Annotated in this window: 30 protein-coding genes and 1 pseudogene; 14 read left to right on the forward strand and 17 right to left on the reverse strand. The window is 73.3% G+C overall.

Features of this window, described 5'->3' with window-relative positions:
• Positions 1–84: 84 nt before the first annotated feature.
• The 3 genes from ACPU2J_RS03145 to ACPU2J_RS03155 form a co-directional block, all read right to left on the reverse strand.
• On the reverse strand, positions 85–1,182 hold the full coding sequence (locus tag ACPU2J_RS03145; protein ID WP_420081826.1) for a hypothetical protein: 1,098 nt from the start codon (positions 1,180–1,182) through the stop codon (positions 85–87).
• Between the two features lie 224 nt (positions 1,183–1,406).
• Positions 1,407–1,655, reverse strand: coding sequence for a hypothetical protein (locus ACPU2J_RS03150; protein ID WP_365137099.1), 249 nt, complete (start codon positions 1,653–1,655; stop codon positions 1,407–1,409).
• Between the two features lie 44 nt (positions 1,656–1,699).
• Positions 1,700–2,215 (reverse strand): hypothetical protein, encoded by a 516-nt coding sequence (locus ACPU2J_RS03155; protein ID WP_420081825.1) that lies wholly within the window; start codon positions 2,213–2,215, stop codon positions 1,700–1,702.
• 305 nt (positions 2,216–2,520) lie between these two features.
• On the opposite strand from ACPU2J_RS03155, the gene ACPU2J_RS03160 reads away from it, so the two are divergent.
• Positions 2,521–2,895, forward strand: coding sequence for a toxin Doc (locus ACPU2J_RS03160; protein WP_361602658.1), 375 nt, complete (start codon positions 2,521–2,523; stop codon positions 2,893–2,895).
• Between the two features lie 63 nt (positions 2,896–2,958).
• Here the strand turns inward: ACPU2J_RS03160 and ACPU2J_RS03165 are convergent, their stop codons facing one another.
• From ACPU2J_RS03165 to ACPU2J_RS03210, 10 genes are all read right to left on the reverse strand, one after another.
• On the reverse strand, positions 2,959–3,345 hold the full coding sequence (locus ACPU2J_RS03165; RefSeq protein WP_361602747.1) for a hypothetical protein: 387 nt from the start codon (positions 3,343–3,345) through the stop codon (positions 2,959–2,961).
• Between the two features lie 309 nt (positions 3,346–3,654).
• Positions 3,655–4,572, reverse strand: coding sequence for a MurR/RpiR family transcriptional regulator (locus ACPU2J_RS03170; RefSeq protein WP_423832694.1), 918 nt, complete (start codon positions 4,570–4,572; stop codon positions 3,655–3,657).
• A gap of 64 nt (positions 4,573–4,636) precedes the next feature.
• Positions 4,637–5,344, reverse strand: a complete 708-nt coding sequence (locus ACPU2J_RS03175) for an NADPH-dependent FMN reductase (protein ID WP_389069738.1) — start codon at positions 5,342–5,344, stop codon at positions 4,637–4,639.
• A 146-nt stretch (positions 5,345–5,490) separates the two neighbouring features.
• Complete coding sequence (locus ACPU2J_RS03180) at positions 5,491–5,823, reverse strand: TcmI family type II polyketide cyclase (RefSeq protein ID WP_361602750.1); 333 nt, start codon at positions 5,821–5,823, stop codon at positions 5,491–5,493.
• Positions 5,824–5,875: 52 nt separating this feature from the next.
• Positions 5,876–6,355 carry an SRPBCC family protein gene (locus ACPU2J_RS03185; protein WP_420081824.1) on the reverse strand — a complete coding sequence of 160 codons (480 nt, stop codon included), beginning with the start codon at positions 6,353–6,355 and terminating at the stop codon, positions 5,876–5,878.
• A 1-nt stretch (position 6,356) separates the two neighbouring features.
• On the reverse strand, positions 6,357–6,611 hold the full coding sequence (locus tag ACPU2J_RS03190; RefSeq protein ID WP_365072858.1) for an acyl carrier protein: 255 nt from the start codon (positions 6,609–6,611) through the stop codon (positions 6,357–6,359).
• Positions 6,612–6,660: 49 nt separating this feature from the next.
• On the reverse strand, positions 6,661–7,899 hold the full coding sequence (locus tag ACPU2J_RS03195) for a beta-ketoacyl synthase N-terminal-like domain-containing protein (RefSeq protein ID WP_423832695.1): 1,239 nt from the start codon (positions 7,897–7,899) through the stop codon (positions 6,661–6,663).
• The gene (locus ACPU2J_RS03200) at positions 7,896–9,167 is read right to left on the reverse strand and encodes a beta-ketoacyl-[acyl-carrier-protein] synthase family protein (protein WP_365072863.1); all 1,272 of its coding nucleotides are present in this window, start codon (positions 9,165–9,167) and stop codon (positions 7,896–7,898) included. The genes ACPU2J_RS03195 and ACPU2J_RS03200 overlap by 4 nt, the downstream gene beginning before the upstream one ends.
• Positions 9,164–9,607, reverse strand: coding sequence for a cupin domain-containing protein (locus tag ACPU2J_RS03205; RefSeq protein WP_361602679.1), 444 nt, complete (start codon positions 9,605–9,607; stop codon positions 9,164–9,166). The genes ACPU2J_RS03200 and ACPU2J_RS03205 overlap by 4 nt, the downstream gene beginning before the upstream one ends.
• A 98-nt stretch (positions 9,608–9,705) precedes the next feature.
• Positions 9,706–10,803, reverse strand: coding sequence for a SchA/CurD-like domain-containing protein (locus ACPU2J_RS03210; RefSeq protein ID WP_420081822.1), 1,098 nt, complete (start codon positions 10,801–10,803; stop codon positions 9,706–9,708).
• Between the two features lie 277 nt (positions 10,804–11,080).
• Here ACPU2J_RS03210 and ACPU2J_RS03215 point away from each other — a divergent pair, with 277 nt between their 5' ends.
• Complete coding sequence (locus ACPU2J_RS03215) at positions 11,081–12,712, forward strand: FAD-dependent oxidoreductase (protein ID WP_423832696.1); 1,632 nt, start codon at positions 11,081–11,083, stop codon at positions 12,710–12,712.
• Between the two features lie 50 nt (positions 12,713–12,762).
• Here ACPU2J_RS03215 and ACPU2J_RS03220 read toward each other — a convergent pair whose 3' ends face one another.
• Complete coding sequence (locus ACPU2J_RS03220; protein ID WP_361602688.1) at positions 12,763–12,999, reverse strand: acyl-CoA carboxylase epsilon subunit; 237 nt, start codon at positions 12,997–12,999, stop codon at positions 12,763–12,765.
• A gap of 287 nt (positions 13,000–13,286) precedes the next feature.
• Between ACPU2J_RS03220 and ACPU2J_RS03225 the strand changes: the two genes are divergently transcribed.
• From ACPU2J_RS03225 to ACPU2J_RS03245, 5 genes are all read left to right on the forward strand, one after another.
• A complete protein-coding gene (locus tag ACPU2J_RS03225; RefSeq protein ID WP_361602691.1) occupies positions 13,287–13,505 on the forward strand; it encodes a hypothetical protein in 219 nt (72 codons plus the stop codon).
• 278 nt (positions 13,506–13,783) lie between these two features.
• Positions 13,784–15,190, forward strand: coding sequence for a glycoside hydrolase family 16 protein (locus tag ACPU2J_RS03230; RefSeq protein ID WP_423832697.1), 1,407 nt, complete (start codon positions 13,784–13,786; stop codon positions 15,188–15,190).
• Positions 15,191–15,314: 124 nt separating this feature from the next.
• Positions 15,315–15,857, forward strand: a complete 543-nt coding sequence (locus tag ACPU2J_RS03235) for a hypothetical protein (RefSeq protein WP_420081819.1) — start codon at positions 15,315–15,317, stop codon at positions 15,855–15,857.
• Between the two features lies 1 nt (position 15,858).
• Positions 15,859–16,419 carry a hypothetical protein gene (locus tag ACPU2J_RS03240; RefSeq protein WP_420081818.1) on the forward strand — a complete coding sequence of 187 codons (561 nt, stop codon included), beginning with the start codon at positions 15,859–15,861 and terminating at the stop codon, positions 16,417–16,419.
• A 226-nt stretch (positions 16,420–16,645) separates the two neighbouring features.
• Entirely contained in the window at positions 16,646–17,830 is a 1,185-nt protein-coding gene (locus ACPU2J_RS03245) for an acyltransferase family protein (RefSeq protein WP_423832698.1), read from the forward strand.
• A gap of 16 nt (positions 17,831–17,846) precedes the next feature.
• Here ACPU2J_RS03245 and ACPU2J_RS03250 read toward each other — a convergent pair whose 3' ends face one another.
• Complete coding sequence (locus tag ACPU2J_RS03250; protein ID WP_420081816.1) at positions 17,847–20,246, reverse strand: SpoIIE family protein phosphatase; 2,400 nt, start codon at positions 20,244–20,246, stop codon at positions 17,847–17,849.
• A gap of 89 nt (positions 20,247–20,335) precedes the next feature.
• On the opposite strand from ACPU2J_RS03250, the gene ACPU2J_RS03255 reads away from it, so the two are divergent.
• The 7 genes and pseudogenes from ACPU2J_RS03255 (at position 20,336) to ACPU2J_RS03285 (ending at position 25,927) form a co-directional block, all read left to right on the forward strand.
• Positions 20,336–21,172 (forward strand): class II glutamine amidotransferase, encoded by an 837-nt coding sequence (locus tag ACPU2J_RS03255; RefSeq protein ID WP_361602709.1) that lies wholly within the window; start codon positions 20,336–20,338, stop codon positions 21,170–21,172.
• A 122-nt stretch (positions 21,173–21,294) separates the two neighbouring features.
• A complete protein-coding gene (locus tag ACPU2J_RS03260; RefSeq protein WP_420081815.1) occupies positions 21,295–22,476 on the forward strand; it encodes a carboxylate-amine ligase in 1,182 nt (393 codons plus the stop codon).
• 101 nt (positions 22,477–22,577) lie between these two features.
• On the forward strand, positions 22,578–22,865 hold the full coding sequence (locus ACPU2J_RS03265; RefSeq protein WP_420081814.1) for a hypothetical protein: 288 nt from the start codon (positions 22,578–22,580) through the stop codon (positions 22,863–22,865).
• The gene (locus ACPU2J_RS03270; protein WP_420081813.1) at positions 22,862–23,419 is read left to right on the forward strand and encodes a hypothetical protein; all 558 of its coding nucleotides are present in this window, start codon (positions 22,862–22,864) and stop codon (positions 23,417–23,419) included. The genes ACPU2J_RS03265 and ACPU2J_RS03270 overlap by 4 nt, the downstream gene beginning before the upstream one ends.
• Positions 23,420–23,553: 134 nt before the next feature.
• Positions 23,554–23,907: a PRC-barrel domain containing protein gene (locus tag ACPU2J_RS03275; RefSeq protein WP_420081812.1), complete on the forward strand. Its 354-nt coding sequence runs from the start codon at positions 23,554–23,556 to the stop codon at positions 23,905–23,907.
• Between the two features lie 82 nt (positions 23,908–23,989).
• Positions 23,990–24,802, forward strand: a pseudogene (locus tag ACPU2J_RS03280) (glutathione S-transferase C-terminal domain-containing protein); the annotation flags it as partial.
• Between the two features lie 81 nt (positions 24,803–24,883).
• Positions 24,884–25,927, forward strand: coding sequence for a LacI family DNA-binding transcriptional regulator (locus tag ACPU2J_RS03285; protein ID WP_391344351.1), 1,044 nt, complete (start codon positions 24,884–24,886; stop codon positions 25,925–25,927).
• A 38-nt stretch (positions 25,928–25,965) separates the two neighbouring features.
• Here the strand turns inward: ACPU2J_RS03285 and ACPU2J_RS03290 are convergent, their stop codons facing one another.
• Both ACPU2J_RS03290 and ACPU2J_RS03295 read right to left on the reverse strand, forming a co-directional pair.
• Positions 25,966–26,547, reverse strand: a complete 582-nt coding sequence (locus ACPU2J_RS03290) for a HutD/Ves family protein (RefSeq protein WP_420081811.1) — start codon at positions 26,545–26,547, stop codon at positions 25,966–25,968.
• A complete protein-coding gene (locus ACPU2J_RS03295) occupies positions 26,544–26,990 on the reverse strand; it encodes a MarR family winged helix-turn-helix transcriptional regulator (protein ID WP_423832699.1) in 447 nt (148 codons plus the stop codon). The genes ACPU2J_RS03290 and ACPU2J_RS03295 overlap by 4 nt, the downstream gene beginning before the upstream one ends.
• Between the last annotated feature and the right edge of the window lie 4 nt (positions 26,991–26,994).

Genomic DNA, 26,994 nt, shown 5'->3' on the forward strand with positions numbered 1-26,994 from the left:
ACGCGCCAACTCCCCCCGGCCCGGGGCGGCACACGGGCAACCGGTCACTCCGGGAGCGGAGCACAGGGCGGGCGGTGAGGAAGGTCACCCGACCCGCGTCCAGGGAAGGAAGGCGAGGCCCTGGTCCGCCGGGTCCTGGCGGGCGATTCTCAGCCCGCCGTCCGTGTCGAGCATCGCGATCGTGACGGAACCCCGGGCATCACGGGCGATGGCAGGCAAACCGGCACAACGGTCCCCCACCGGAGCCCACCAGGCGCCGTACTGCTCACCCTCCGTCGGATAGGCCGCGATCTCCGGGTGGCCCTCGGCCCCCCTCTGCAGCAGCACGGTGCAGTCGTAGCCGTTGATCCGCGCCCGGGTCACACCCACCGGTCCGACGCCGCCGGCGCCGCCCAGCGGCATGAAGGCGGGTGGCCGCCCCGCGGCGGCCCGCGGGCGATGGGCGACGACGCTGCCGTCCGCGGGGTGGCGCCAGAAGTAGGTGCCGCTGCCGGGCCCGGTCTCGTGGGAGCTGTAGCTGCCCTCGACCACATCGGTCTTCATCCGGCCCAGCCATCGGAAGCCGCCGTCGGGAGCCCCCTGGCTCCAGTACGAGGCGCCGCCGCGGAAGGGAGCGAGGAACTCCGCGCGCCCCTGCGAGGTCACGAAGGGCGCGACGGCCCCTCGTACCCATTTGCCCTGATAGTCCTGCCACGTGCCCCAGGCTCCGTCGGGCCCTCTGGTGCGGCCCCGCACGCCGGAGCCGAAGCGGGTGGCCAGGACGTGGAGCGCACCGGCCCCGTCGGGCAGGACGACCGGCTCCCCCGGTTCGGGCTGGGGTTCCTCCCCGCGCTCGGGGAACGGGTTGCCCAGCGACCGCCAGTCGCCGAGCGGGCGTCCGGTCTGGTACTGGGCGGCGACGACCAGCTCCCGGCCGCCCGGAGCGGTGTCCCGGTGGAGGTTCGCGGCGAACCAGACGAACCCGTTGTGGTCCTGCGCCAGGGTGAACCGGCCGGGCCAGCCGTCCACGGGGAACAGCTCGGGGCCGGACCAGACGTCCGAGCCGGGCAGCGACTCGGTCCAGCGCACCAGTCCCTCGGCGCAGCTCGCGTAGGCCGTCAGCCGGCCGTCCCGGCCGAGGCGCAGCCAGCCGGGCGCCAGATGTCCCGCGTCGGCCGCCTCGGCAATCCCGGAACCGGGCACCGCGCCCTCCGCGGGAAGGACACCTCGGTCGGCTTCCGCACGTCCGCGTCGCGCCATGTCCTGCCCACTCCTGCCCGCACCTGTGCCTTTTCGCCCGTACCGGCCCGTGGGGCCGGGGGCCAATGTACGTCAGTACGACAATCAGGAGGAGCCGGGGGCGGAATGTCTGATTCCTTAGGAGTCCGGCGGTGCGACCGCCGCCCGGGACGCCCTTTTCGCGGCCCTCAGGGGAGGTCCCCGGCCGGCGGGTCGGCCTCGTAGGCGTGCGGGCCGTCCGACTCCCACTCGACCAGCCCGGCGCCGCCGAGGACCGCGTCGTCGGGGTCCGGCACTCCGGCCCGCCGCAGGAACTCGATGACGTCGCGGTCCGAGCGGGCCAGGCCCAGGGGTTCCTCCCGGCCCGCTGTCCGCAGGGTCACCTGACGGCCCCCCGACGGGAGGATCCGGTGCACGACGACGGGTGCATGATGCATGCCCCCACCCTCGCCCGGTCCGCCCGGCCCGGCATCCCGGGGGATCAGGGCGTTCGGCCGACGGTGGCTCCGCGGCCGGCCGCCGGCCCGCGGACGCGGAAGGCCGCCGGGTCGGGGTAGGTGGCCTTCTCGGCCGCCAGGACCTCCTCCAGCTCCGCCCTGAACGCGGGCTCGAAGAATTCGGTCTCCAGCAGCAGCCGCAGCCCCTGCCGCGTCGGCGCGAGCAACGGGCGCGCCATCCGGGCCCCGCCCCCTCCGATGCCGGTGAATCCGGCGCGGACGTCCGCCGCCCTGCCGCCCGCCCGGCCCTCGACGCCCGCGGTGGCGTAGCCCAGGAGGACGGCGAGCTCGGCGAGGAACCTGCGGGCCCCCAGGGCCATCTCCTCGGCCCCCTGGAGCGTCTGGACGGCCCCTCCGGCCACTTCGAAGTCGCCGCCCGTGCGCTTGAGGCCCCGCGTCTCGTAGGCGGCGAGCGCCTCCTCGAAGAGCCTGCCCGCCTCGTCGACCGCCTTCATCACCGTCACCAGCTGGTCGGTGTCGATGTCGCTCTCGCTCTTCACGCTGCCTCCCGGTCCGGACCTGTGCTGCACGACCGTAGGAGGCAAACGGCCGCTGCGGAACACTTTTGCACTGGCCGGATCTCGCGGGTTTCGCGACCCCGAGGGGCCGTGTTCCGGGCTGTGACCCCAACTCCCCGTGAGAGCCTGCGGCTTGAACCCGTCGGACACCGGGGCCGGCGCGGCCGCAGGACCCGGATCGGCCCTGCCGGTCCTTCCCGCACCCGGGCAGCCCCCGGACGCCCCGGCTGTCCCCGCTCGGCCCGAAACGCCCAACTGCCGGGCCGCGGACGGGGATACTCGGAGGCGTGGAACTGCACATCGATCACCGGTGGCTGCTGGAGCGGCAGGAGGCGCTGTTCAAGGACGTGGAGGTCGCCGACCACTCCGCCCTCGTCGCCGCCGTGGCCCGGCACCGGGTGAACACGCCCAGCCTGGAAGTGGACACCCCCGACGCCTACTGGCGCGCGGCCGCCCTGCTCGACGCGATCGTGCTGCTCCGGCCGCTGCCCGAGTCGAACGAGTACTTCGCCTACGGGGTGGCCGTCGCGTACATCGAGGCGTCCGGCGAGGCGGTGGAGGGCTCCTACGAGCAGTGGCGCGACCTCATCACCGACATCCGGTCGCTCCGCGCGAGCGTCTTCGACACGGCGGCCCGCCTGCGCTCCTGGCGGCCGCGGTGAGTCTTCCGCGCGGCCGATCCGGAACCCGGGCGCGCGGCTGATCCGGGAGCCGGTCCGGCGCCCTCAGCGGCGGCGCTGGGCCGGGGTGCCCGCCAGGAGGGCGTCGGAGACCAGGCGTGCGCCGCGGCTGAGGCGGCCGAGCTGTTCGAGTTCGAGGGCGTACATGCGGATCGAGTTCTCGATGACCGACTCGGCTATGCCCATCGTCGGCAGTTCGGCGCGGCTGGTCTGGAGGGCCGCCCGCACCGCCCGCATCTCGTGCTGGAGCTGGAGCTGGACGTGCCGGGCGAGAAGTGCGTGGTGACGGGTCAGCGTCAGGTAGCCGCCGTAGCGGGCCGGGAGCAGGTCCCGCAGCCAGCGGGTGGCGCTGCGCTCCCAGTCGTGCGTCCCGGGCGCCTTGACCTGCAAGGGCCAGTCCGGGCTGAGCGTAAACGTGGCCGTCTGGGGCATTCTCGTCACTTCCGAATGGTGTCGAAGCTCTGATCGAGACGTTCTGAGGGGCGGCCCCGGCCCAGGGGTTGACCGAGGCCGCCAGGGGCGCTCTGCAGGATCCGAAGCCTGGACTCGACCCGCGGTCGCGACGTGAGGAGGTTCGTCGTGCCGCGGTGCGTTCGGGAGGACGTGGGGTCCTCCTTGGCATCTGGCGGATCAGGAGCGCCGCCGTCAGTAAACATATATACCGTCGAGTAAGCAAGAGTATGAAAAATTTCATGCACCAGAAAGGCTGAATATCCCCTGGTGGAACCGCGACGGACGGGGCTAGAGAAAGAAGCCGTGCTGGTCGGCCACGTGCTCGTAGTCCTCCAGCCGGGCCTGCGTCCGCTCGGGATCCGCGTCCGCCATCGCCTGCAGCAGGGCCGCCGACAGCATGCCCGGCGCCGCGTACGAGTCGAAGACCAGCCGGGATCCGGTCGCCGCCGTCAGCGCCACGTCCGCCTCGTCCACCAGCGGCCCGAGCGTGGGGTCCGTGATCAGCACCACCCGCAGCCCCGTGCTGCGCGCGGCGCGGATGGCCGACAGGGTCTCCTTCGCGTGCCGCGGCATGGCGAAGGCCAGCACCCAGGTGCCGCCGGCGGCCCGGGACTGCAGCAGCGCGTCGAAGGCCACGCTGCCGCCGCGGGTGACCAGGCGTACGTCGGGGTGGATGCGCCGGGCGGCGTAGGCGAAGTACTCCGCCAGGGAGACCGAGATCCGCAGGCCGAGGACGGTCAGCGGCACGGACGCGGCCAGCTCGCGGCCGATGTCGAGCACCTGGTTGGTGTCGGCGAGCAGCCGGCGCACGTTCTCCAGGTTCTCGATCTCGGCGTCGACGGCGGCCTGCAGCTCGTTGCGCCGGATCTGCTCACGGGTGTCGGTGACCCCGGCGACGGCGCTCAGGGCGATCGGCTGGAGGACGTCCCGCAGGGCCGGATAGCCGCTGAAGCCGAGGGAGGAGGCGAAGCGGGTGACCGAGGGCTGGCTCACGCCGACCCGTTCGGCGAGTTCGGTGATCGAGAGGAACGCGGCCTCGGTGAGGTGGTCGATGAGGTACTGGGCGATGCGGCGCTGGCCCGGCGAGAGCCGCCGGCCGTCGAAGAGCGCGAGGAGCCGGTCGGCCGGGGGGCGGACCTCCTCGGACGACTGGTCGCTCGGCGTGATCGCAGCCGCCTGGGCGCGTGCCTGCTGCCCCGATGACACCGGAGGGCCTCCTTCTCACGTCACTGCGGCTCAAACATAGCTCACCCCCGGTGGCCGATGATGATCAGTCCTGGGCGCGTGCGGTGACCGGGGCGTCGGTGCGGTCGCCGAGGAACTCGTACCAGCGCCGCTGCAGGCACAGGTAGCGGGTGTCGGCCTCGACGAGGTCGAGGAAGGAGCCGACCGTCTCCGTCAGCCGCTGCCCGAGTGCCGGGTCGCTCAGGGCTCCGACCTCGGTGAACGCGTGGTGGGCGTTGGCCAGGCTGAACATGTCCGGGTAGACGCGGGCGCCGAGGTGCTCCAGCGGGACCCGCAGGGCCCACAGCCCGCGGTTGCCGCCGACCATCGACGGCGAGGCCGAGACCAGGAGCGTCTGCTTGTCCTTGAACGGCTGCGGACGGTAGCGGGAGACCCAGTCGACGGCGTTTTTCACGACGCCCGGCACGGAGGCGTTGTACTCGGGCGAGGCGATGATCAGCGCCTGGGCGGCCTCGATCCGCTTGCAGAGCTCCTCGGCCCCGGCCGGCAGGCCCTCCCCGGCCTCCGTGTCGCCGTCGTACATGGGCATGGGGAAGTCGCCGATCGCGGCGGGCTCGGCGACGACACCGGCCTTGCCCACCTCGGTGGCGACCAGGGCCGCGAGCCGGGCGTTGACCGATCCGGAGCGGGAGGACCCGGACAGGACGAGGGCGTGCAGCGAGGCCCTGGGGTGGTGGCCGTCGTGCGGCCGGGCCGGGTCCTTCGGGAAGTGGTTCGGGTCGGTGGGGTTCATACCGGTCCCTGCTCTCTGTACGGGTCTCTGTACGTGCGCACCGGGCCGGCGGAGGGGCGGCCACGCGCGCGGGGTCGGCGGACGGGCGGGCGACGCACGGCGGGACCCGCACACTCCGGTGTGCGGGTCCCGTCCGGGCCGCCGGGTCACTTCGCGCCGGGGTACTCCCAGCGGTAGAACTCGTGGGCCATCGCGTCCTTCGGACTGCGCCAGGTCTCCGGGTCGTGCGGGCTGATGTACGCGGTGAGGCTGTCGCTCAGCCGCCGGAACTCCGGGTGCTCGGTCACCTTCGCGATGGCCGGGCCGGGCGGCCGGTCCGCCTCGATCAGGTGCATGTAGACGTCGCCGAACTGGAAGAGGCTCCGGCGCGTGACCCCGACGAGCTCCGGCAGTTCTCCGGCGTCCGAGTCGGCGAACAGTTCGGCGATGTCGGGGGCCGACCCGGGGGCCATGCGGGCGACGATGAGCGCCCGGTGCATCTGCTTCATCCGCGTGCTTGCCTTTCGTTGCGGTCGGACACGGCCGTGGCGGTCAGGCGCTGCCGACGGCGGCGCCGCGGCCCTCGCGCTCGCGCTGCTCGATCTTGTCCCGGATGAGGGCCATCTGGATCGGGGAGTTGCGGTTGATGTTGTCGGTCATCCACGCGTCGTCGACCGGCGCGTCCGGCTTCATCGCGAAGTCCTGGGTCCACTTCATCCGGGTGCCGCCGGGCACCGCGAAGTACTGCCAGTGGATGTCCATGTGCGCGAAGGGGCCCGTCTCCACCCGGCGCGCACGGACCGTCAGGCCCTCGCGGTCGACGGTGCGTTCCGAGACCCAGCTCCACACCGTGCCGTTCTCGTCGGGGTGCATGGTGAGGCGGAAGGTGGTGGTGTCGCCCTGCCGGTCGAGGACCTCCAGCGAGGCGTACTCGCTGAACAGGTGGGGCCAGTTGGGGAGGTCGTTGGTCATCTCCCAGACCAGCTCCACGGGCGCGTTGACGGTGATCTCGTTCTCGGTGTGTCCTGCCATGTCAGGCTCCGGTCATCAGGCTGTTGTTGACGAGGTCGAGGAATTCCCCGGGGGTCCTGCAGCGGTCGGCGTCGGTGGGCAGGGCCCGTCCGCGCCGGTTCTCCAGTTCGCCCACGACGCCGAGCAGGCCCAGCGAATCGAGGCCGAACTCGTCGAAGGAGGAGTCCGGACGGGACTCCAGCTCGATGGGGTCGACGGTGATGCCGGCGGTCTTCATCAGGGCCGCCAGCTCCTCCAGGGTCAGTCGGTCGGACATGTGCGTGCTCTCCTCACTACGGGGCGGGCAGCCGTTCGGGTCCGCCGGTTCAGGCTTCCGCGGGGAAGCCCTTGCGGACGACGAGCGCGGCGTTCGACCCCATCCGGCCCCGGCTCAGGACGAGCGCGGTGCGCAGCGGTGCGGGGCGGGCGCCGCCCGTGACGACGTCGATGTCGTGGCAGACGTCGTAGACGTTCGGGGTCGGCGGGACGATCCCGTGCTCGAGGGCCAGGACCGCGGCCGCCGTGTCGAGGGCGGGCGCGGCGCAGTAGGCCCGGCCCGTACCGGACTTGGGCGCCGTGACCGGCACCGTCCGTCCGTGTCGGCCGAGGGCGGCGTGGAGGGCCGCGGCCTCCGCCCGGTCGGCCTCCGGGGTCCCGAGGGCGTCGGCGAAGACGACGTCGATGTCCTCGGGGGCGCAGCCGGCCTGCCGGAGGGCGCCCCGGACGGCGTGGGCCAGGCCCTCGCCGTTCTCGTCCGGGCGTCTGGTCCCGGTGAAGGTCGCGGCGTGGCCGGCGACCACCGCCCGCACGGTGGCACCGCGCCGACGGGCGGCCGCCTCGTCCTCGACGACGAACATGGCACCGCCCTCCGCGGGGACGAAGCCGCAGGCCCGCTCGGTGAACGGCCGGTAGGCCCGCTCGGGGTCGTCCCGGGTGCTGAGGCCCTCGTACTCCATCTGGCAGACGATGGAGTAGGGCGCGAGGGGTGCCTCCGTCGCACCGACCAGCATGGCGGCGCTGCCCTGCCGGATCCCCCGGTCGGCGTGCGCGAAGGCGTCCAGTCCGCCCGCCTCGTCGCTGCACACCACCCCGCAGGGGCCCTTCAGCCCGCGGCGGATGGAGATCTGCCCGGTGCTCGCGGCGTAGAACCAGGCGATCGACTGGTACGGGCCCACGAAGCGCGGCCCCTGCTCCCAGAGGTGCTGGAGCTCGCGCTGCCCGAACTCGCCGCCGCCGGAGCCGGCGGCGGTGACGACGCCCACGGAGAAGGGGTCGTCCTCGTAGTCGGCCCGGCCGAGCCGGGCGTCCTCCAGGGCGAGGTCGGCCGCGGCGAGGGCGTGGTGGGTGAAGCGGTCGGTCTGGACGAGGAACTTGTCCTCGACCAGGGAGCCCGGGTCGAAGCCCCTGACCTCGCCCGCGACGCGCAGCGGCAGGTGTTCGCAGCCCGCCCTGGTGACGCGGTCGAGCACGCTGGTACCGGACTGGGTCGCCTTCCAGAAGGCGTCGGCTCCGATGCCGTTGGGGGCGACGACCCCGATGCCCGTGATGACCGTACGGCTGGTCACGAGACCTCCTCCTTCGGCCGGGTCATGACCACGGCGGACTGGAAGCCGCCGAAGCCGCTGCCCACGGAGAGCACGCTGCGCAGCTTCCGTTCCCGGGCGACCTTGGGCACGTAGTCCAGGTCGCATTCGGGGTCCGGGGTCTCGTAGTTCGCGGTCGGCGGCACCACCTGGTGGACCATGGCGAGGACGCAGGCCGCGAGTTCGATCGCCCCGATGGCGCCGAGGGAGTGCCCCACCATGGACTTGATGGAGGTCATCGGCGTCTTGTAGGCGTGGTCGCCGAGGACCCGCTTGACCGCCGCGGTCTCGTGGCGGTCGTTCTGCTTGGTCCCGGAACCGTGCGCGTTGACGTAGTCGATCTCGTGGGCGCCGATGCCGGCCTGCGTGAGTGCGGTCTCGATGGCCCTGGCCATCTCCAGGCCCTCGGTGGTCAGCCCGGTCATGTGGTGGGCGTTGCCGAAGGTGGCGTAGCCGCCGATCTCGCAGTAGACGGTGGCGCCGCGGGCCCGGGCCCGTTCCAGTTCCTCGAGGACCAGGACGGCACCACCCTCTCCGAGGACGAACCCGTCCCGGTCGGCGTCGAAGGGCCGGGAGGCGTGGGCGGGGTCGTCGTTGTTCGGGGAGGTGGCCTTGATCGCGTCGAAGCAGGCCACCGTGATGGGCGATATCGGGGAGTCGGAGGCGCCGGCGATGCACACGTCCATCCGGCCCTCCGCGATGGAGTGGACGGCGTAGCCGATGGCGTCCAGCCCCGAGGTGCAGCCGGTGGAGACCGTCTGTACGGGGCCCCGCGCCCCGGTCTCCTCCGCGACGGCAGAGGCGAGCGTGGCGGGGGTGAACGCCCGGTGCAGGTGGGCGCCGGCCAGCTTGTGGTCGACATCCCACCAGGAACCGGACTGGCTGACGGCGACGTAGTCGTGCTCCAGGCGGGTGGTGCCGCCCACGGCCGTGCCGAGGGAGACACCGGTCCGCCACGCGTCATCCGTGCCGAGGTCGAGTCCCGCGTCGCGCACCGCCTCGCGGGCGGCGACCAGGGCGAACTGGATGTACCGGTCCGCCCGGGCGGCGGCCTCCTCGTCGAGGCCGTGGGCGGCGGGGTCGAAGTCGACCTCCGCGGCTATCCGGGAGCGGAATCCCGTCGGGTCGAAGAGGCTGATGCCGCGTGTCGCCGTGCGTCCGTTGGACAGCAGGTCCCAGAAGTCGCGGACGCCGATGCCGCCGGGCGCGACCACGCCCACTCCGGTGACGGCCACCCGCCGGCGGGTCACGAGACGACCCCCGTACGGTCCGGCGGCTGCTCCCAGGCGGTGCCCTCCGGGTTCGGAGCCTCCTCCGTGTCCACGTGGCCCAGTTCGGGGCGCGGGGCCAGCGGGCCGAGGTGGAAGACCATGCGGGCCTCGGTGTCGCCGACGTTGCGGAAGCGGTGGCGCACGTTCAGCGGGACGAGCAGCCCCTGGTCGGTGCGCAGCGGGTGGGCCTCGCCGTCGAGGTCGACCTCCAGCCGCCCGGCGACCACGTACACGAACTCCTCGGAGTACGGGTGGTAGTGCTCGGCGATGGACTCCCCGGGGGCCATGACGGCCAGGCCCATGAAGCCGCTGGTGGAGCCCACCGAGGTCGGGGTGAGCACAGCTCTCAGGTCTCCGCCGCGCCGACGGTTCGGCGGCGTCTCGCTGAGGTCCACGATGCGTGGGCGCTGTTGGGTCATGGCGGGTTCCTCCAGGCGTGTGGGGAGAGCCCCGACGGGGATCGGGGTGGGGTTCGGGGGCGGGAGCGGGGCCGGGGACGGGCCGTCGGCCGGGCGGATCACGACTCGGCCGGTGCCCGGCGGTCGGTGATGAGGCTCATGGTGTGCTGCTCGGGCCGGATGCGCTCGCCGGGAGCGGCCGTCAGACGGGCGAGCACCTCGGCCTTGTGGGGTCCCGCGATGCCGAAGACGGCGTCGGGCTCGGCGTCGAGGGGGCCGTGTACGTCGATCAGCCGGACGACGATGTCGTCGCGCTGGAAGATGCTGCTGCTGCGGACGGGGCTGCCGGGGTGCTGCGCCGCCTCCTCGTCCTGCCTGGCGAGGAACTCGGCGAGGGTCTGACCGCAGCCCGCCTTCGCCGGGTAGAAGACGGCGTGCCGTTCCACCTCGCCGGTCTCGGTCTCGGAAGCGGCGATGTGGTGGACCGCGGGGAGAGCGGCGCGCATGAAGAACATCCGCGCGGACTCCGGGTCGCCGAGGTCGCGGTCCTTCTCGAGGTAGGGGTTGATGGCCTCCTCGACGGCGCGCACCTCGGGCTGCTCGGAGACGTGGCGCAGGGCTGCCATCAGGTCGCCCTGGACCTCCACGGTCCGGACGACCCGGTTGCCGTGCATGAACAGCGAGGTGCGGCACAGGCGGGTGTGGTCGTCGACGCGGGCGGCCGGGGAGGCGTAGCTGGAGAGGATGGCCGCGACGTTCTCCTCGCTGCCCGGCTTCACCGTGAAGGTGAGGGCGTGCCGGACGATGCCGGCGCCGAGGCGGGGGGTGGCCTGGAGGCGCGCGGTGGACGGCCGGGACGCCTGGTCGTAGCCGCGGCCGGTCTCGCGCAGGACGGTGAACTTCAGCGGGCGCATGGAGCGGGCGCAGGCGCCGAGCGGCCTCACCTGCTCGGCGTGGTGCTCGCTGTTGACCCAGGCGAGGTACTGCGGGGCGCTCTCCCACTCGCTGGTGATGAGCCACTGCGAGGGGTTCTCGAAGGACTGGCACAGCTGGTCGCTGATGTGGCCCGGGACCGACGCGATGTCGTTGCGGAGCTTTTCGTACGCCTCGAAGAACTGCTGCTGGGTCCCCTCGTGGAGATCCATCAGGAGGACGACCCGGAGCATGGAGCCGTCGAAGGCTGACTGCGACACCCGTTCGGACAGGGTGGTTGTCATCTACTCACTCCTTCATGAGGGGGTGGAGATCCATCGCGTACGGACCCCTCGTCCGTCACCGGTGGCGTCCGCCCGGCCCGGCGGCCGCCCCGGGTCGGGGAACGGCACGTCGGCATGTCTCAGGGGGAGCCGCTGTCGCTCATCGTCATCCGGGTCACGTCATAGCGCTACATGTCGGGATCAAGCGGGTGACAACCGGCGAATCAACCGGGCCTGATCCCGGATCGGGGGCATAAAGAGTCCACTCCCCCACACAGAAACCAGGAGCCCGCAGCTGATGGAAGACAACGCCGATGTTCGCGTACCGGTTCTCGTCGTGGGCGGCTCCCTCGTGGGCCTGTCCACCTCGCTTTTCCTGAGCCGCCACGGAGTGAGGCACCTGCTGGTCGAGAAGCACTCCGGGACCTCCGCGCACCCGCGCGGCCGTGGCATCAACGCCCGGACGATGGAGCTGTTCCGCACGGCAGGGGCGGAACCCGCGATCCGCCGGGCGGCGTCCGTACTGGAGGGCGTTCAGGGCATTCTGCAGACCCGGTCCCTGACCGACGCCGACGCGCACAAGTGGCTGGTCAAGTCGGTCGATCCGAGCGGGGCGATCGCCCGGTTCAGCCCGACCGGCTGGTGCCTGTGCAGCCAGAACAACATCGAGCCGGTGCTGGCGGAGCAGAGCGCGGCCATGGGCGCCGACATCCGCTTCTCCACCGAACTGATGAGTTTCGACCAGGACTCCACCGGAGTGAACGCGGTGGTGAAGGACCGCAGGTCCGGCGAGCACGTCACCGTGCGCGCGGACTTCCTGATCGCCGCGGACGGCCCGCGCAGCCCCGTGCGGGAGGCCCTGCGGATCCCGCAGACGGGCAACGGCGAGCTGTTCCACAACGTGAGCGTCACCTTCCGCTCGCGGCAGCTCATCGAGGTGCTCGGCGACCTGCGCTTCATCGTCTGCTACCTGATGCGGCCGGGGGCGGACGGTGCACTGCTGCCGGTGGACAACGACACGCAGTGGGTCTTCCACGCGCCGTGGCACCCGGAGCAGGGCGAGACCATGGAGGACTTCACCGACGAGCGGTGCACCCAGCAGATCCGCGAGGCGATCGGCGTGCCCGACCTGGACGTGGAGATCGGCGGCAAGGCCCCGTGGCACGCGGCCGAACGGGTGGCGGAGCGCTACTCGTCCGGACGGGTGTTCCTGGCCGGTGACGCGGCCCACGAGATGTGCCCGACGGGTGCCTTCGGCTCCAACACCGGCATCCAGGACGCGCACAACCTGGCGTGGAAGATCGCCGCGGTGCTGAACGGATCGGCCGGCGCGGGCCTGCTCGACACCTACCAGGCGGAGCGCCTGCCCGTGGCCCGGGCCACCAGCGAGCGGGCGTCGGCCCGTTCGGCCGAGCACAGCCACCCGGGGTACGTGCCTCCGCCCACCATGGGCGGCGGCCCCGGCAGCGGGGTCCTCACCACCGCCATGGGCTACCGCTACACCGAGGGCGCGCTCGTCGGCGCGCGTCCGGACCTGCCCGTGATCCCGGAGTCGCTGCGGATGACGGGCGACACCGGCACCAGGGCCCCGCACATGTGGGTGACCAGGGACGGGGCGCGGATCTCCACCCTGGACCTGTACGAGCGCTCCTTCGTGCTGCTGAGCGGCGCGGGGACGCCGTGGCGGGCGGCCGCGCAGCGCGTGGCCGGTCAGCTGCCGATCGGGCTGGAGGCCTACACCATCGGCTCGGGGCCGGGTGCCGACCTGCTCGAGGAGTCGGCGTCCTGGACCGAGGTGCACGGCACGGGCGCCGAGGGCGCGGTCCTCGTACGGCCGGACGGGTTCGTGGCGTGGCGCTCGGAGGGCGCCGTGGCCGATCCCGCGGGGACGCTGCGCGAGGTCCTCTCGACGGTGCTGCACCGGGCGTGACCACTTCGTCCCCCCGTCCGCCGGCCGTGCGCGCGGCCGGCGGACGGGGTTCAGCGGCAGGTCCAGCAGCCCGCCCAGCAGCCGGCGGCCGACCGGACGGTGCGGCGCCGGCCGCCGGATCCGTCCGGTCCGCCGCGCGCCCCGCCCCGCGCCCGGTCCTGGTCCCGGTCGAGGGAGGTGCGGTGCGCGTGACACGCGACGACGACCGCGATCGCGGCCAGTTCCTCGGGGGCGGCGACGCCCCTCTCCACACGCAGCAGGCTCGCTATCGGGACATCGTTCGACATCGGCACGGCCTCTCTCACGGGGGCTGCGCGTGCGCCCTGTCGCGTCGCGAGGGGCTGACCGGGTCTGCCCCGACGCGGGCGGCACACGGGTGGCTCGGCGCGCGGACGGACGGTGTTCCGCCCGCGCGGACCGGCCTGCGGAATCCTTTCGGATCCCGACGACTCCTGACGCGACCGACGCTACAAGCGCCCGGCGGACCCGGCACTCCGGGGCACGACGGCCCCGGGGTGCCCACCGGGCCGCGCTCCGCGCGGAGTTCGGGCCGCGACCCCCTGGCAGGTGCCCCGTGAAGCACCAGGGCCCCCTGCTGTGCCGGGGCTGCGCCGGCCGGCTCTACGCCGTCTGCACCGTCGACCGCACCGGCGGGAACAAGCTCGGGCAGTGGGAGGTGGACCATGAGATGCCCGGGGCGTGTCCGCTGTCCGGGTTGCTGCCGCTGACCGGGAAGGCCGCGTCCGTGCACGACCTGCCGGGCGCCGAAGAGGTCATCGGACCGCCCCGCTGAAACCCGCCCCGCCGGAACACGGCGGCCTGGTCCGTTCGGGTGAGCAGCGCGGTCTCCGTCCGCCGCCGCAGGCGGCAGGGCGGACGGAGACCCGCACCGCCCGCGTTCACTCCTTGAACTCCCCATCGCCCGGAGCCCTTTCACGGTTCCAACCCTTGACGGCCGCGGGGCCGCGGAGCACAGTGTCCAGCGGCGCCGTTCTGAGAGCGCTCTCAGAACGGTGGACCCGGCTCTTCCCCCCGCACCGCGCCTCACCGCGCGCACCAGAGAGGGCACCCATGAGCGAGACACCCGGCAGGAAACGCACCACCGTCCGGCGGGCCCTGGTGGCCGCCCTCGGCACGGCGGCGCTCGTCGCCGCCGCCACCGCGGGGGTCACCCGCACCGCCGACGCCGCGGCGCCCCCCGCACCGACCGGCTGGACCCAGGTGTTCCTGGACGACTTCGACGGCGCCGCCGGGTCGGGGGTGAACACGGCCGACTGGCAGTACACGACGGGGACCAGCTACCCGGGCGGGCCCGCCAACTTCGGGACCGGCGAGATAGAGACGATGACCGCCGACCCCTCCAACGTCTCCCTCGACGGGGCGGGCAACCTGCGCATCACGCCCAGGCGGGACGCGGCGGGCAACTGGACCTCGGGGCGCGTCGAGACCCGCCGCTCCGACTTCCGGCCCCCGGCCGGCGGCACGCTCCGCACCGAGGCCCGCATCCAGATGCCGAACGTGACGGGCCCCGCCGCCAAGGGCTACTGGCCCGCCTTCTGGATGCTCGGCGCCCCCTACCGGGGGAACTGGTGGAACTGGCCCGGCATCGGCGAGATCGACATCATGGAGAACGTCCAGGGCATCAACACCGTCTGGGCGACGATGCACTGCGGCACGAGCCCGGGCGGCCCCTGCAACGAGACCACCGGCATCGGCGGCCAGCGCGTCTGCCCCGGCGCGACCTGCCAGGCCGGCTTCCACACGTACGCCGTCGAGTGGGACCGGTCGACCGCGGTCGAGCAGCTGCGCTTCTCGGTGGACGGGTTCACCTACCACACCGTCCGCGCCGACCAGGTGCCCGCGGCGACCTGGGCCGACGCCACGAACCACGGCTACTTCGTCATCCTGAACGTGGCCATGGGCGGCGGCTTCCCCGACGCCTTCGGCGGCGGACCGGACGCGGGCACCGTGCCCGGGCACCCCATGCTCGTCGACTACGTGTCCGTACGCTCCACCGGCGGCACGACTCCCCCGACCACACCGCCCACCACTCCGCCGGCCGGCAACCGCGACGCGTACGCCGCCATCCAGGCCGAGTCGTACGACGACCAGGGCGGCACGGCCCGGGAGTCCACCACCGACACGGGAGGCGGCCAGAACCTGGCCTCGCTCGCCAACGGCGACTGGGCGCTCTTCAAGGGGGTGGACTTCGGCTCCACGCCCGCCCGGCAGTTCCACGGCCGGGTGGCGAGCGGAGCCGCGGACGGGGTCGGCGGGCTCGTCGAGGTCCGGCTGGACAGCCGCACCGCGCCCCCGATCGGCAGCTTCTCCCTCTCCGGCACCGGCGGCTGGCAGAGCTGGCGCACGGTGCCGGCGAACATCTCGGCGGTCACCGGGACCCACGACGTGTACCTGACCTTCACCAGCGGCCAGCCGGCGGACTTCGTGAACGTCAACTGGTTCGACTTCGGGCACTGACCGGCCGGGGCGCGGCCGACGCGGACCGGCGCGCCCGGCCGCGCCCCGGGTTTGGTCCCCCGCAACCCGGGCAGCCGCGTGAGCACACCACACACTCACGAGGGCCCCGGAACGGAGGCCGGACATGTCCACCACCACACTCGTCGTGGGAATCGTCATCGCGGCGATCGTCGTGATCGCGATCGTCGCGGCACTGTGGACGTCAGCCCGACGACGGCACCTGCGCAAGCGCTTCGGCCCGGAGTACGAGCGCACCGTGCAGGAAGAGGGCGGCACGCGGGCCGCGGAGCGGGACCTGCGGGCACGCGAACAGCGACACGACGAACTCGATCTGAAGGAACTCCCCGCCGAGCGCCGGCGTCAGTACGCCGACGCGTGGAGCGGCGTCCAGGAACACTTCGTGGACCGCCCGGCAAGCTCCGTGGCGGAGGCGGACGAGCTGGTCTCCCGGCTCATGGGCGAGCGCGGCTACCCCACCGAGGGGTACGAGGACCGGCTCCGCCACCTGTCCGTCGAGCACGGACGCACGCTGGACCACTACCGCGCCGCGCACGACGTCAAGGTGCGCAGCGGTGACGGAGGAGCGACGACGGAGGAGCTGCGCGGGGCGATGGTGCACTACCGCGCCCTGTTCGAGGAACTGCTGACGGACCAGAGGAGCAGGTGACATGCGTACGCACGGAAGTCCGCCGGTCCGGGACACCGACGGTCCCGGCCCCACCACGGAAGACATCATGAACTCGGGCACGGCCGGCGCAGCCGACCCGGCGGTCGAGCCGGACCGGGAGCGCGGGGCCGAAGGGCTCCCGGGCACCGGCCCGGACCGCGAGGGCGGGCGCGCGGCGGCCGCCGTCTACCCCGGCGAGGCCACGACCGACCTCGACGGGGAGCCCCCGGCCGGCTCGGCGGCGGACGGGAGCACCCGGCAGGACGCCCCGGCCGGACCGGGCGCGGCCGACCACGAGCCGCTGCTCGGCACCAAGGAGACGGAGGAGTACCGCAGGACGTGGAGCGAGATCCAGGGCCGGTTCGTCGACGACCCGCAGGAGGCCGTACGGTCCGCGGACACCCTGGTGGCCGAGGTCATGCAGGCGCTGGCCGGCACCTTCTCCACCCGCAAGCAGGGGCTGGAGGCGCAGTGGGGCCGCGGTGAACAGGTCGCGACGGAGGACCTCCGGGTGTCGCTGCAGCAGTACCGCTCGTTCTTCAACCGCCTGCTGAACACCTGAGGAGCACCGGCTGCCTGGGGTCCCACGGGACCCCAGGTTGCCGCGGAAGATCCGTTCATCATACAGTCGGGCTTTTGGGGTGAGCCCGAGGCTTCGCACCCTGCCGAACTTTGCGCAGCACATCAGAACAGGGGCGGGCGTTTTCGTGGAGAGCCGCACGACGTGGCGGAAGGTCCGTTGGTCTCACGGCACCGTCGCCGAGCTGTTGACCGGGCGGAACAACAGCATGAATGTCATCCGGCTCGTCCTCGCGGCAGCCGTGATCGTCTCCCATTCCCGCATCCTGGGTTTCGGAGAACCCGAATTCGGCCACGGATTCACCCAGGGGCAGGTCGACTTCGGTAAATGGTCGGTCTACGGATTTTTCGTCCTCTCGGGAATCCTCGTCACCCGCAGCGGAATGCGCCTGGGGCTGGGACGGTTCCTGTGGCACCGCGCACTGCGCCTCCTGCCGGGACTGTGGGCCTGCCTCTTCGTGACGGCGCTCGTCATCGCTCCGCTCATGTACTGGAAACTGCACGGAAGCCTCGACGGGTTCGCGCGGCGCGACGGCGGCCCGGTCGACTACCTCCTCTCGAACAGCGCGATCCGGATCCGCCAGGCCGACGTCTCCAGCGTGGTCACCGATGCCACGCAGAACGGCATCGCGCACGACCCCGGGATCAACGGCGCGCTCTGGTCGCTCCACTACGAGGTGCTCTGCTACCTGGGTGTGGCGTTGCTGGCCGTGACCGGCGTCCTCGCACGCGCACGGCGGGCCGTGCTCCTGATCGCGCTCGTGCTCGCCCTGCTCCTCGTCCGCGAGGCGGCGACCGAGCCCTTCTGGGCGGGCCCCTTCGACTCCTCGTACTCCCGGCTGGTGGAGATCCCGCTGCTGGGCCACACGCATCCCGCGTTCGCCCTCTACCTCACGTTCGCCTTCGTCCTGGGCACCGTCATCGAGCTGTACCGGGAGCGCATTCCCGTCAGTGACGTGCTCGGATTCCTTTCCCTGGTGACGCTGCTGGCCAGTGCGCGCTTCGGATACCTCTTCGTGGTCGGCATCCCGGCCTTCGCCTATTTCCTGGTGTGGCTGGCGATCCGCCTGCCTGCTCCGTTCCGCAGGATCGGCGCGCGCAACGACTATTCGTACGGCGTCTACATCTACGGTTTCGTGGTGGAGCAGGCACTCGCCGTCTTCGGATTCACGCGCTGGGGGCTGCTGCCCTATCTCGCCCTGAGCCTCACGGTCGCGTTCCTGCTGGCGGTGGTCTCCTGGCACTGCGTGGAGCGCCCCGCCATGCGCCTGAAGGACCTGGGCGGACGCCGGCCCGACGGCCGGCCGCGCCACCGCACCGGTCCGCACGACCCCGACGGCGCGGACCCCGCGGCCGGCTCCGCCCCCCGGGACGCGGTCGGCGCCGCTCGCTGACGGGCTCCCCCGGCGGTCAGCCGTCCGGGACGTGGAGGTGCAGGACGCAGATGTCGTCCCTGTTGCCCACGCGCAGGGCCGCGAGGGTCCGGGCGAGGGTTTCGCCGTAGCCCTCCCGCAGCAGCCCGCGGGCGGTGTCGGCGAGCCGGTCCAGTCCGGCGCCGAGCTCCTCGCCCGGCTCCTCCACGAGCCCGTCGGTGTAGAGCAGCAGGTCGTCGCCGGGCCGGAGGTCCACGGAGGCCTGCCCGTAGACGGAGTCGAACGCCGCGCCCAGCAGGGCGCCCTCGGGCTGCGGGAGGAAGGTCGCCCGGTCCTCGCGGATCAGCAGCGGCGGCAGATGGCCGGCCCGGGCCCACGCCAGGCTGTGGTCCTCCGGGTGGTACCGGGCCATCACCATGGTCGCGGTCGCGGAGGGGCCCGGACCGGAGTGGAGCAGCAGGTGGTTCAGCCGCCGCAGCACGGCGGTCAGGGGGGATCCGGTGATGGTCATGCCCTTCGCGGTGAACCGCAGCTGGGCCATGGTCCCGACGGCGGCCAGCCCGTGGCCGGCCACGTCGCCGACGACGAACAGTCCGCACCCGTCGGGCAGCTCGATGGCGCTGTACCAGTCGCCGCCGACGTTCACCCCGCTGTCGGAGGTCACGTAGGCCACGTCCACGCACAGCCCGGCCAGCTCGACGGACTGTTCGGGGACCGGCAGGAGGGTGTCCTGGAGCCGGGCGGCGAGGGCGTGCTCGGCCTGGAGCATGCCGCGCTGGACGAGGACGGCGCGCTCGCTCTCGCGCAGCGCCAGTTCGGCGTCGCGCAGCGCGCTGAGGTCCTGGAAGAAGCCGTGCACTTCGACGGGGGTGCCCTCGGCGTCCACCCGGGCCTCCACGACGATCCGCAGGTGCCGCACGCCCTGTGCGGTGGTGATCCGGAAGGGCTGGTCCGCGGCCCGCTGCCCGCCGCCCAGCAGCCGGTGCAGGGCCTCGCCCAGCCTCGCCCGGTCCTCGGCGAGCACGTGCCGGGGCAGTTCCTCCAGCCCGATCGGTCCCGCGGCCGGATCCCGGCCGAAGATCGTGTACACCTGGTCGGACCAGACGACGGTGTCCTCCGTCAGGTTCCACACGGCCCAGCCGAGATTGCCCAGGCGCTGCATGTCGGCGAGCCGGCGGACCTCCCGCTCGCTGGTGTCGTGGCGGATCCAGGAGACCACCAGGCGCCCGTCCAGGCGGGTGGCCCGGACCGAGTACACCGACTCCTGCGGGAAACCGGCTCCCACCTCCTGGTACGTGAAGGGCTCCCCCTCGTACACGGCTCCGGTGGCCAGCGTGTCGGCGTACCCCTGCCACAGCGCGCCGCCCGACACGGTGGGGTAGGTCTCCAGGACCCTGCGGCCGACGAGTTCCTTGCCCCTGCGCCCGACGACGTCGACCGATCCGGGTGCCGCCGCGTCGATCCGGTAGTCCTCGATCTCCCCGCTCCGCGAGCGCAGCGGGGTGAGCAGGACGGCGGGTCCGGAGAGCACGTCCAGGATCCGCTGGACGGATTCGACGGCGTCGGCGTCGGCTCCGGGGGCCGCGCCCTCGGGCTCGCCGGCGGTGCGCAGCAGCGCCCCGCACAGCCGCACCGCCCGGCCCAGCAGGGTCCGGGTGTCCGCGTCGAACCGGTCCGGCGTGGTCCGCAGGAAGCCCACGGCGACCCGTGCCGGTCCGTGGGCCGGCGCGGGCAGCCAGGCCCGCGAGGGCCAGCGCTCCGGGGGGTCGCCGATCAGGAGGTAGCGGCGGGCGTCGAGGTCCGGTTCCTCCAGCCACACCGGGTGCCCGGAGGCGAGGGCCTCGAAGGCGGCGATCCCGCCGAGCGGCGGGACGTGGCGCCACCGCTCGGCCAGGGTCTCCCCGACGCCGGCGTGGCCGGCCAGGTCCAGGCTGCCCGCGGGGTTGCGGCTGTAGATCATCACCCCGTCCACGCCCGCCGGTCCGCCGAGCACCGCCCGCAGCAGCTCCGCCACGTCGCCGGCGCCGCCCGCCTCGGCCAGGCCCTCGGCGAGCCGGGTCAGCACGGGGCGCTGTCCTGCGGCGTACCGGGCGGCGGGCTCGGGATGCTCGACGTCCTCCAGGCCGAGCGGGGAGGACGGCAGGCCCTGGAGGACGACGGCCCCCGGGCCGGGTCCGACCTGGCCGAGGACGAGCCAGCACTCCTCCAGGAGGGTCCGGCCGCCGCGGGTGCCCCGCTCGGTGAGCAGCTCGTGGGCGGCGTCGGCGGACAGGCCCGTCCGGGCCATCACCACTCCCTTGGCCCGCTCGACGACGGCGGTGGTCGTGGCGACACCCTCCAGGTCGGCGATCTCCGCGCGGAGCCTGGCCACGACCTTGGCCAACGCGAGCACCTGGGGAGGGGCGCCCTCGTCGGGCGGCACGGCGTCGCCCTTCATAGGTCGAGGATGGCACGCCGCCGGCGGTACGCGCGCTCCCGCGGCGGCCCGGGTTAGGCTCGGAGCAGGCCGCGAAAGGGATGGTGCGCATGTGTCGCTGGCTCGCCTACTCGGGTACGCCCGTCCTCCTCGACACCGTGCTCTACCGCCCGGAGCACTCCTTGATCAACCAGAGCCTGCGCTCGCGCATGGGTGTCGAGTCGACCAACGGCGACGGCTTCGGGCTCGGCTGGTACAGCGCCGACGGCAACGGCACCCCGGCGGTCTTCCGCGACATCGGGCCCGCCTGGAACAACCGCAACCTCCAGGAGCTCGCGGCGCACGTCCGCTCGCCCCTCTTCTTCGCGCACGTCCGGGCCTCCACGGGCTCGGCGATCCAGCAGACCAACTGCCACCCCTTCCGCCACGGGCGCTGGCTGTGGATGCACAACGGCGCCGTGGGGGACTTCCAGCGGCTCCAGCGCGACCTGTGCATGGCCGTCGACCCGGCGCTCTTCCCGTACATCGAGGGGTCCACCGACTCGGAGGTGATGTTCTACCTCGCGGTGACCTTCGGGCTGGACCAGGATCCGCCGGGCGCCGTGGCCAGGATGGCCGGGCTGGTGGAGCGCCTCGGCAAGGAGCACGGGGTGGCCGAGCCACTGCAGATGACGGTGGCGGTCAGCGACGGCGAGACGGTCTGGGCCTTCCGCTACTCCAGTCAGGGCCGGTCCCGCTCGCTGTTCTACAGCAGCAGGGCCGACACCGTACGGGACCTCTACCCGGAGCTGGACTACCTCAGGGAGGTCTCGGACGAGACGCGTATCGTGGTCTCAGAGCCCTTGGGAGACCTCCCCGGTGTGTGGAACGAACTTCCCGAGAGCAGCTACGCGGTGATCCCCTCCGGTCCGGAGACGGACTACCTCCCCTTCATCCCGGAACTCTGAGCGCCCTCGGCGTACGGGGTTCCGCCGCGGGTAAGCGCCCTTCGGGGGGAGCGTCCGGCACCGGCCCGGGCCCACCGGCCCGCCGACCGGCCGTCGGCGTCACCCGGCCGAAAGGACTCCCGATGGCACTGGTCCTGTCCCCGGCGACTCCCGGGCTCGCACACGATCCGCTCCCGCCGGCCGCCCACGCGCATCCGCCGGCCGCGGCCCGGCTGACCATGGGAGTCGAGGAGGAGTTCCTGCTGGTCGACCGCCGCACGCGGGCGCCGGTGGGCCGTGCGCCGCGCGTGATCGAGGCGGCCGCCCGCGCCCTCGGACCCCTGGTGCAGCCGGAGCTGTTCACGGCGCAGGTGGAAACGTGCACCAGCCCGACGGCGAGCACCGCCGTCCTGCGGGCCGAACTGGCCTGGCTGCGGGCCGGGCTGGTCCGGGCGGCGGCGGGCGAGGACTGTCTGCTCGTGGCGTCCGGGACACCCGTGATACCGCCCGAGGGACCGCTGACCCTGACACCGGACGACCGCTACCGGCGGATGGCCGTGCGCTTCGCCTCCGCCTTCGGGGACTACGACCAGGTCGTGTGCGGGTGCCACGTGCACGTCGGGGTGACCTCGCGGGCGGCGGCCCTGGACCTCGCCAACCGGATCCGGCCCTGGCTGCCCACCCTCCAGGCGATGACCGCGAACTCCCCCTTCGACCGCGGCCGGGACACCGGCCACGCCAGCTGGCGGGCGGTGCAGCACGCGAACTGGCCCACGGTCGGTCCGGCCCCGGTCCTGGACGAGGCCGCGTACGAGCGGATCGCGGGCGACCTGGTGCGGTGCGGGGCCCTGCTGGACCGGCGGATGATCTACTGGTACGCCCGGCCGTCGGAGCACGTGCCGACGCTGGAGATCCGCGTCGCCGACGTGAACGCCCGCCTGGACGGCGTCGTCCTGCTGGCGGTGCTCGTCCGGGGCCTCGCGGCCGTGCTGGGCGAGGAGGCCCGCGAGGGCAGGCCCGCGCCCACCCTGGAGTGCGGCCGGCTGCGCGAGGCGCACCGGCTCGCCGCCGTCCACGGGCTCGGCGGTGAGGGGCTCGAACCGGTCGGGGGAGCCCGGATGCCGGCGTGGGACCTCGTCGAACGGCTCCGCGAACGGGCCGCGCCGGGTCTGTGCGCGGCGGGCGACCTGCCGTACGTGGACGCGCTGCTCGACCGGCTGCGGGCGGAGGGCGACGGGGCCGCGCGGCAGCGCGCCTCCCACGGCCTGCGCGGGCGGCTCACCGACGTCGTGGACGCCCTGGCCGCGACGACGGCCCGCGCCTGAGCGGCGCCCCCGCCGGGCCGCCCGGTCCGGGCGGAGGTTTCCCGTACCGGCCACCGGGCACGCGCCGACCGAGGGGGGCCACCGAACCGGGAGGACCCGTCATGGACGACCAGGGCGGCGCAGGCGGCGTACCGCTGCACGGCGACGACGAGCAGGCCCGGCACCGGGCCCCGCACCACCACGAGCCCGAGCCCGGCGGCAACGGCTCCCGAGGGCCGGCCGGGACCACCCGGGCCGCGGACACGGACGAGGCGAGCCGGCTCGACCGGCCCGCCGGCACGGAGGGCCCCGGCGGCCCCCGGACCCGCTGGACGGCACCGGAGGGCGACCGCGCCCCGACTCCCCGCCGGCAGCACTCGGTGCGCCGGGAAGGGAACGACACCCCGTGAAGCGCAGCCCCCGGCCGCCCACGGGCCCGGCCGGCTCCTTCCTCGGCATCTACCTCAACGATCACCTGACGGGTGCGAACGCCGGGGTGGCCCTCCTGCGCAGGGCCGCACGCGCCCACCGCGGCGGCCCCTTCGAGGCGTCCCTGGTCTCCCTCGCCGAGGACGTGGCGCAGGACCGGGCGAGCCTGCGGGCCCTCATGGACGCCCTCGGGGTGCCGGTGCTGCGCACCCGGGCGGTGGCCGGACGGATCGCCGAGCGGGCGGGCCTGCTCAAGTTCAACGGGAGGCTGCTGTCCCGCTCGCCGTTGAGCGATGTCATGGAGCTGGAGGCGATGCTGGTGGGGGTGGAGGGAAAGGCGGCCTGCTGGCGTTCGCTGCGCAGCCTCGCCCGCACGGATCCACGGCTCGACGTGGCACTGCTGGACGAGCTGATCCGGCGTGCGGAACGGCAGGCGCGCACGCTGGAGGCCCTGCGCAGCGCCTGCGCCGTGCAGCTGTTCACGCGGGAGGCCCCGGACCGGACCGCAGCGCGGCACTCGCCCGCCCTGGGCTGACCGCGCGGCCGGTCCGCCGAGCCGGACGGGCGGGTGTGGGCGACCCTTTTGTGGCGAGGCGTCCCGTACGGGCGAGCCCGCCCGGCCGCGAGGGCCGGTGCACGCGATCGTCGACACGGAAAGAGGCATGTGCGATGTCCGAGGAACAGATCTGGGGCCACTCCCCGACGTCCGGCTACGCGCCGGGCCTCGACCTGGTCGGTTACAGGGTCGAGGCCTCCGACGGGCACATCGGGAAGATCGACAAGCACTCCGACGGGGTCGACGCCGCCCACATCGTGGTCGACACGGGCGTCTGGATCTTCGGGAAGCGGGTGCTGCTGCCCGCGGGTGTCATCGAGCGCATCGACACGGCCGGGGAGACGGTCCACGTGGGCCGGACCAAGGAACAGATCAAGGCCGCTCCGGACTTCGACGAGGGCCGGTACGCGGCCGAGCCGGGCTATCGCGAGGAGTTCTCCCGGCACTACAGCCAGTCCCATTCGTAGGGTTCCGTTCCGGTGACGTACGTCAGCCCCGGCCGGGAGTACACCCGGGACAGCCGGTACCTCACGGACCGGATCACCGCCGGCGGTCGCCGCCCCGACCCACGACGACCGCAGCTGGGACTTCTCCCTGGATCCGGGCGGGCGCGACCCCGTACTCGGCATCGAACGGCTCCGCGAGGCGTACCTGGCACGCGATCCCGGCTACCCCGGCGGCATCACGGTGCCGGCGATCGTGGACGTGCCGACCGGCGCGGTGGTGACCAACGACTTCGCGCAGATCACGGTCGACATGTCGCGGGAGTGGACGGCCTTCCACCGCGAGGGGGCACCGGCGCTGTATCCCCCGGCGCTCCGCCCCGAGATCGACGCGATCGACTCGGCGGTGTACGAGGACGTGAACAACGGCGTGTACCGGGCAGGGTTCGCGGGGTCCCAGGAGGCGTACGAGGCCGCGTACGAGCGGCTGTTCGGCCTGCTGGACCTGCTCTCCGAGCGGCTCGGCGCCTCCCGATACCCGGTCGGCGACACCCTCACCGAGGCCGACGTCCGGCTGTTCACCACGCTGGTGCGCCTCGACGCCGTCTACCACGGCCACTTCAAGTGCAACCGGAGCAAGCCGACCGAGATGCCGGTCCTGTGGGCCTACGCGCGGGACCTGTTCCAGACCCCCGGCTTCGGCGACACCGTGGACTTCGAACACATCAAGCGGCACTACTGCCTGGTGCACGAGGACATCAATCCCACGGGTGTGGTCCCGGCCGGGCCGGACCTGTCCGGCTGGCTGGAACCGCACGGCCGGGCGGCGCTGGGCGGCAGGCCCTTCGGCGACGGGACACCCCCCGGGCCGCCGGCGGCGCAGGAAGAGGTTCCGGACGGGCACGGTCCGCTGCCGTGATGACCCGGCGCCGCGGTGCGTCCACCGGTTACGCTGCTGTCGGTCGAGGTCACCGTCCGTGGACACCCTGGAGGAACTCCCGTGCCCGAACAGCGTCCCGGCAGCCGTCCCACCCTGGAGGCCGTCGCGGCGCACGCGGGGGTCTCGCGGGCCACGGCGTCCCGTGTCGTCAACGGCGGTGACGGGGTCCGGGCGCATCTGGTGGAGCGGGTGCGCACGGCGATCCGGGACCTGGGCTATGTCCCGAACCACGCGGCCCGCACCCTCGTCACGCGGCGCACCGGAGCCGTGGCGGTGATCATCGCCGAGCCCGAGGCCCGGATCTTCTCCGATCCCTTCTTCTCCCGTCAGGTCCGCGGCATCAGCAAGGAGTTGACCGCGCACGACACCCAACTCGTGCTGCTGCTGGTGGAGGACCGGGGCGACTACGACCGCATCGAGCGCTACCTGGCGGGCGGCCACGTGGACGGCGCGCTCGCGTTCTCGCTGCACACGGACGATCCGCTGCCGGCCATCACCCGCCGCATCGGCATGCCGACGGTCTACGGCGGCCGGCCCTGCTGGACGGCCGGGCCCGGCGAGGACGCGGGTGTGGCGTACGTCGACGCGGACAACCGGGGCGGTGCGCGGGACGCCGTACGTCATCTGCTGGCACAGGGCAGGCGGCGGATCGCGCACATCTGCGGCCCGCTCGATCAGACCTCGGCGGCGGACCGGTTGAGCGGCTACCGTGACGTACTCCCTTCCACGGAGGCCGAGTTGGTGGCCGTGGGGGACTTCACCCCGGCGGGCGGGGCCCGTGCGATGGGCGAACTGCTGGACCGCGACGGCTCGATCGACGGCGTCTTCGCCGGCAACGACCTGATGGCGACGGGCGCCCTGCGGGTGCTGCGCGAACGCGGCCGCAGCGTGCCGGGGGACGTGGCCGTGGTGGGCTTCGACGACGCGCAACCGCTGGCGGAGAGCGCCGACCCGCCGTTGACGACCGTGCGGCAGGACATAGAGGGCATGGGACGCACGATGGCCCGGCTGCTGATGGAAACCCTGGGCGGCGGAGCCGGTCGACGCACCCCGCCCGGTGCGGTGATCACGACCACGGCACTGGTACGGCGGGCGTCGGCCTGACCCGGGCGGGCCCCGGCCCCGATCCGCCGGGCGGGGTCCTAAGAGGCGCCCAGGCGCACCACGGCCACGCGGCCCGGGGTCCGCACCCGGCCGGTGAAGGGGCCCTGCGCGAGCACCGCGTCGTGGCGGCCCAGCTCGTGGCGGGGGCCGTCGGCGCGGTCCAGGACGGCGGGCCCGTCCAGGGCGACCACGAGCAGGGTCTCGCCCGGTCCGGCGGCGAGGCCGAGCCGTCCCCGGACGACGGCGGTGTCCGCCGCCACGCCCCGCCGGTGCATCACGTTGAGGTTGACCACCGGGCCGCCGAGCAGCCGGCAGCCGGTCGGCTCGTCCCCGGCGAAGTCCTGCGGCGCGAACCGCTCGTCGACGAGCCGGCGCACCTCCCCCACGCGCAGATCCATCCCCTCCCCCTCGACGAGGGTCAGGGTGCGGTCCACGCCGGGGAACACCGAGAACGGACCGTCTGCGGCCACCTCGGCGAGACTGACCCGCCACCGGAAGTCGTCCATGCCCGCACCCTCGGGCCCGGCGGCGATCTCGCGGGTCACTCCCCCGCCGTTCTTCCAGACGGCCGCGATCCGCTCCGCCGCGTGCAGGACGGTCACCGTTCCGGGAAGGGTCACGCTCGGGCACCCTTCTCCAAGGAGGGGCGCAGCCGGCCCAGCAGGGCGTAGAGGGTCGCACTCTCGTCCTCGTCGAGGGTGTCCAGCGCGCCGTGGATGGCCTGCATCTCCTCCCGGACCACGCGGATGACCTGCCGGCCCGCGTCGGTGGCGACGACGTTCTTGACGCGGCGGTCGGCGGGGGATGGCTCCCGGCGAACCAGCCCCCGGGCCTCCAGCCGGTCCACGATGCCGGTCACGTTGGACGCGTCGCACACCAGGAGGGTCGCGAGCCCCCGCATGGGGACCGGTCCGTCGAGCTGGGCGAGGACGCGGGCCTGGGTGGAGGTGAGGCCGTGCTGCGCGGCCGCGGCGGCGAACTCGCGCCACTGGGCGGTGCCGATCGCGGCGAGCAGTTCCAGCAGCTCGAGCTTGGTGGGGGCGGGCGGGGCGGTGTCGCTCATGCCG

Source organism: Streptomyces manipurensis, assembly GCF_049570255.1.
GTDB classification, from domain to species: Bacteria; Actinomycetota; Actinomycetes; order Streptomycetales; family Streptomycetaceae; genus Streptomyces; species Streptomyces manipurensis.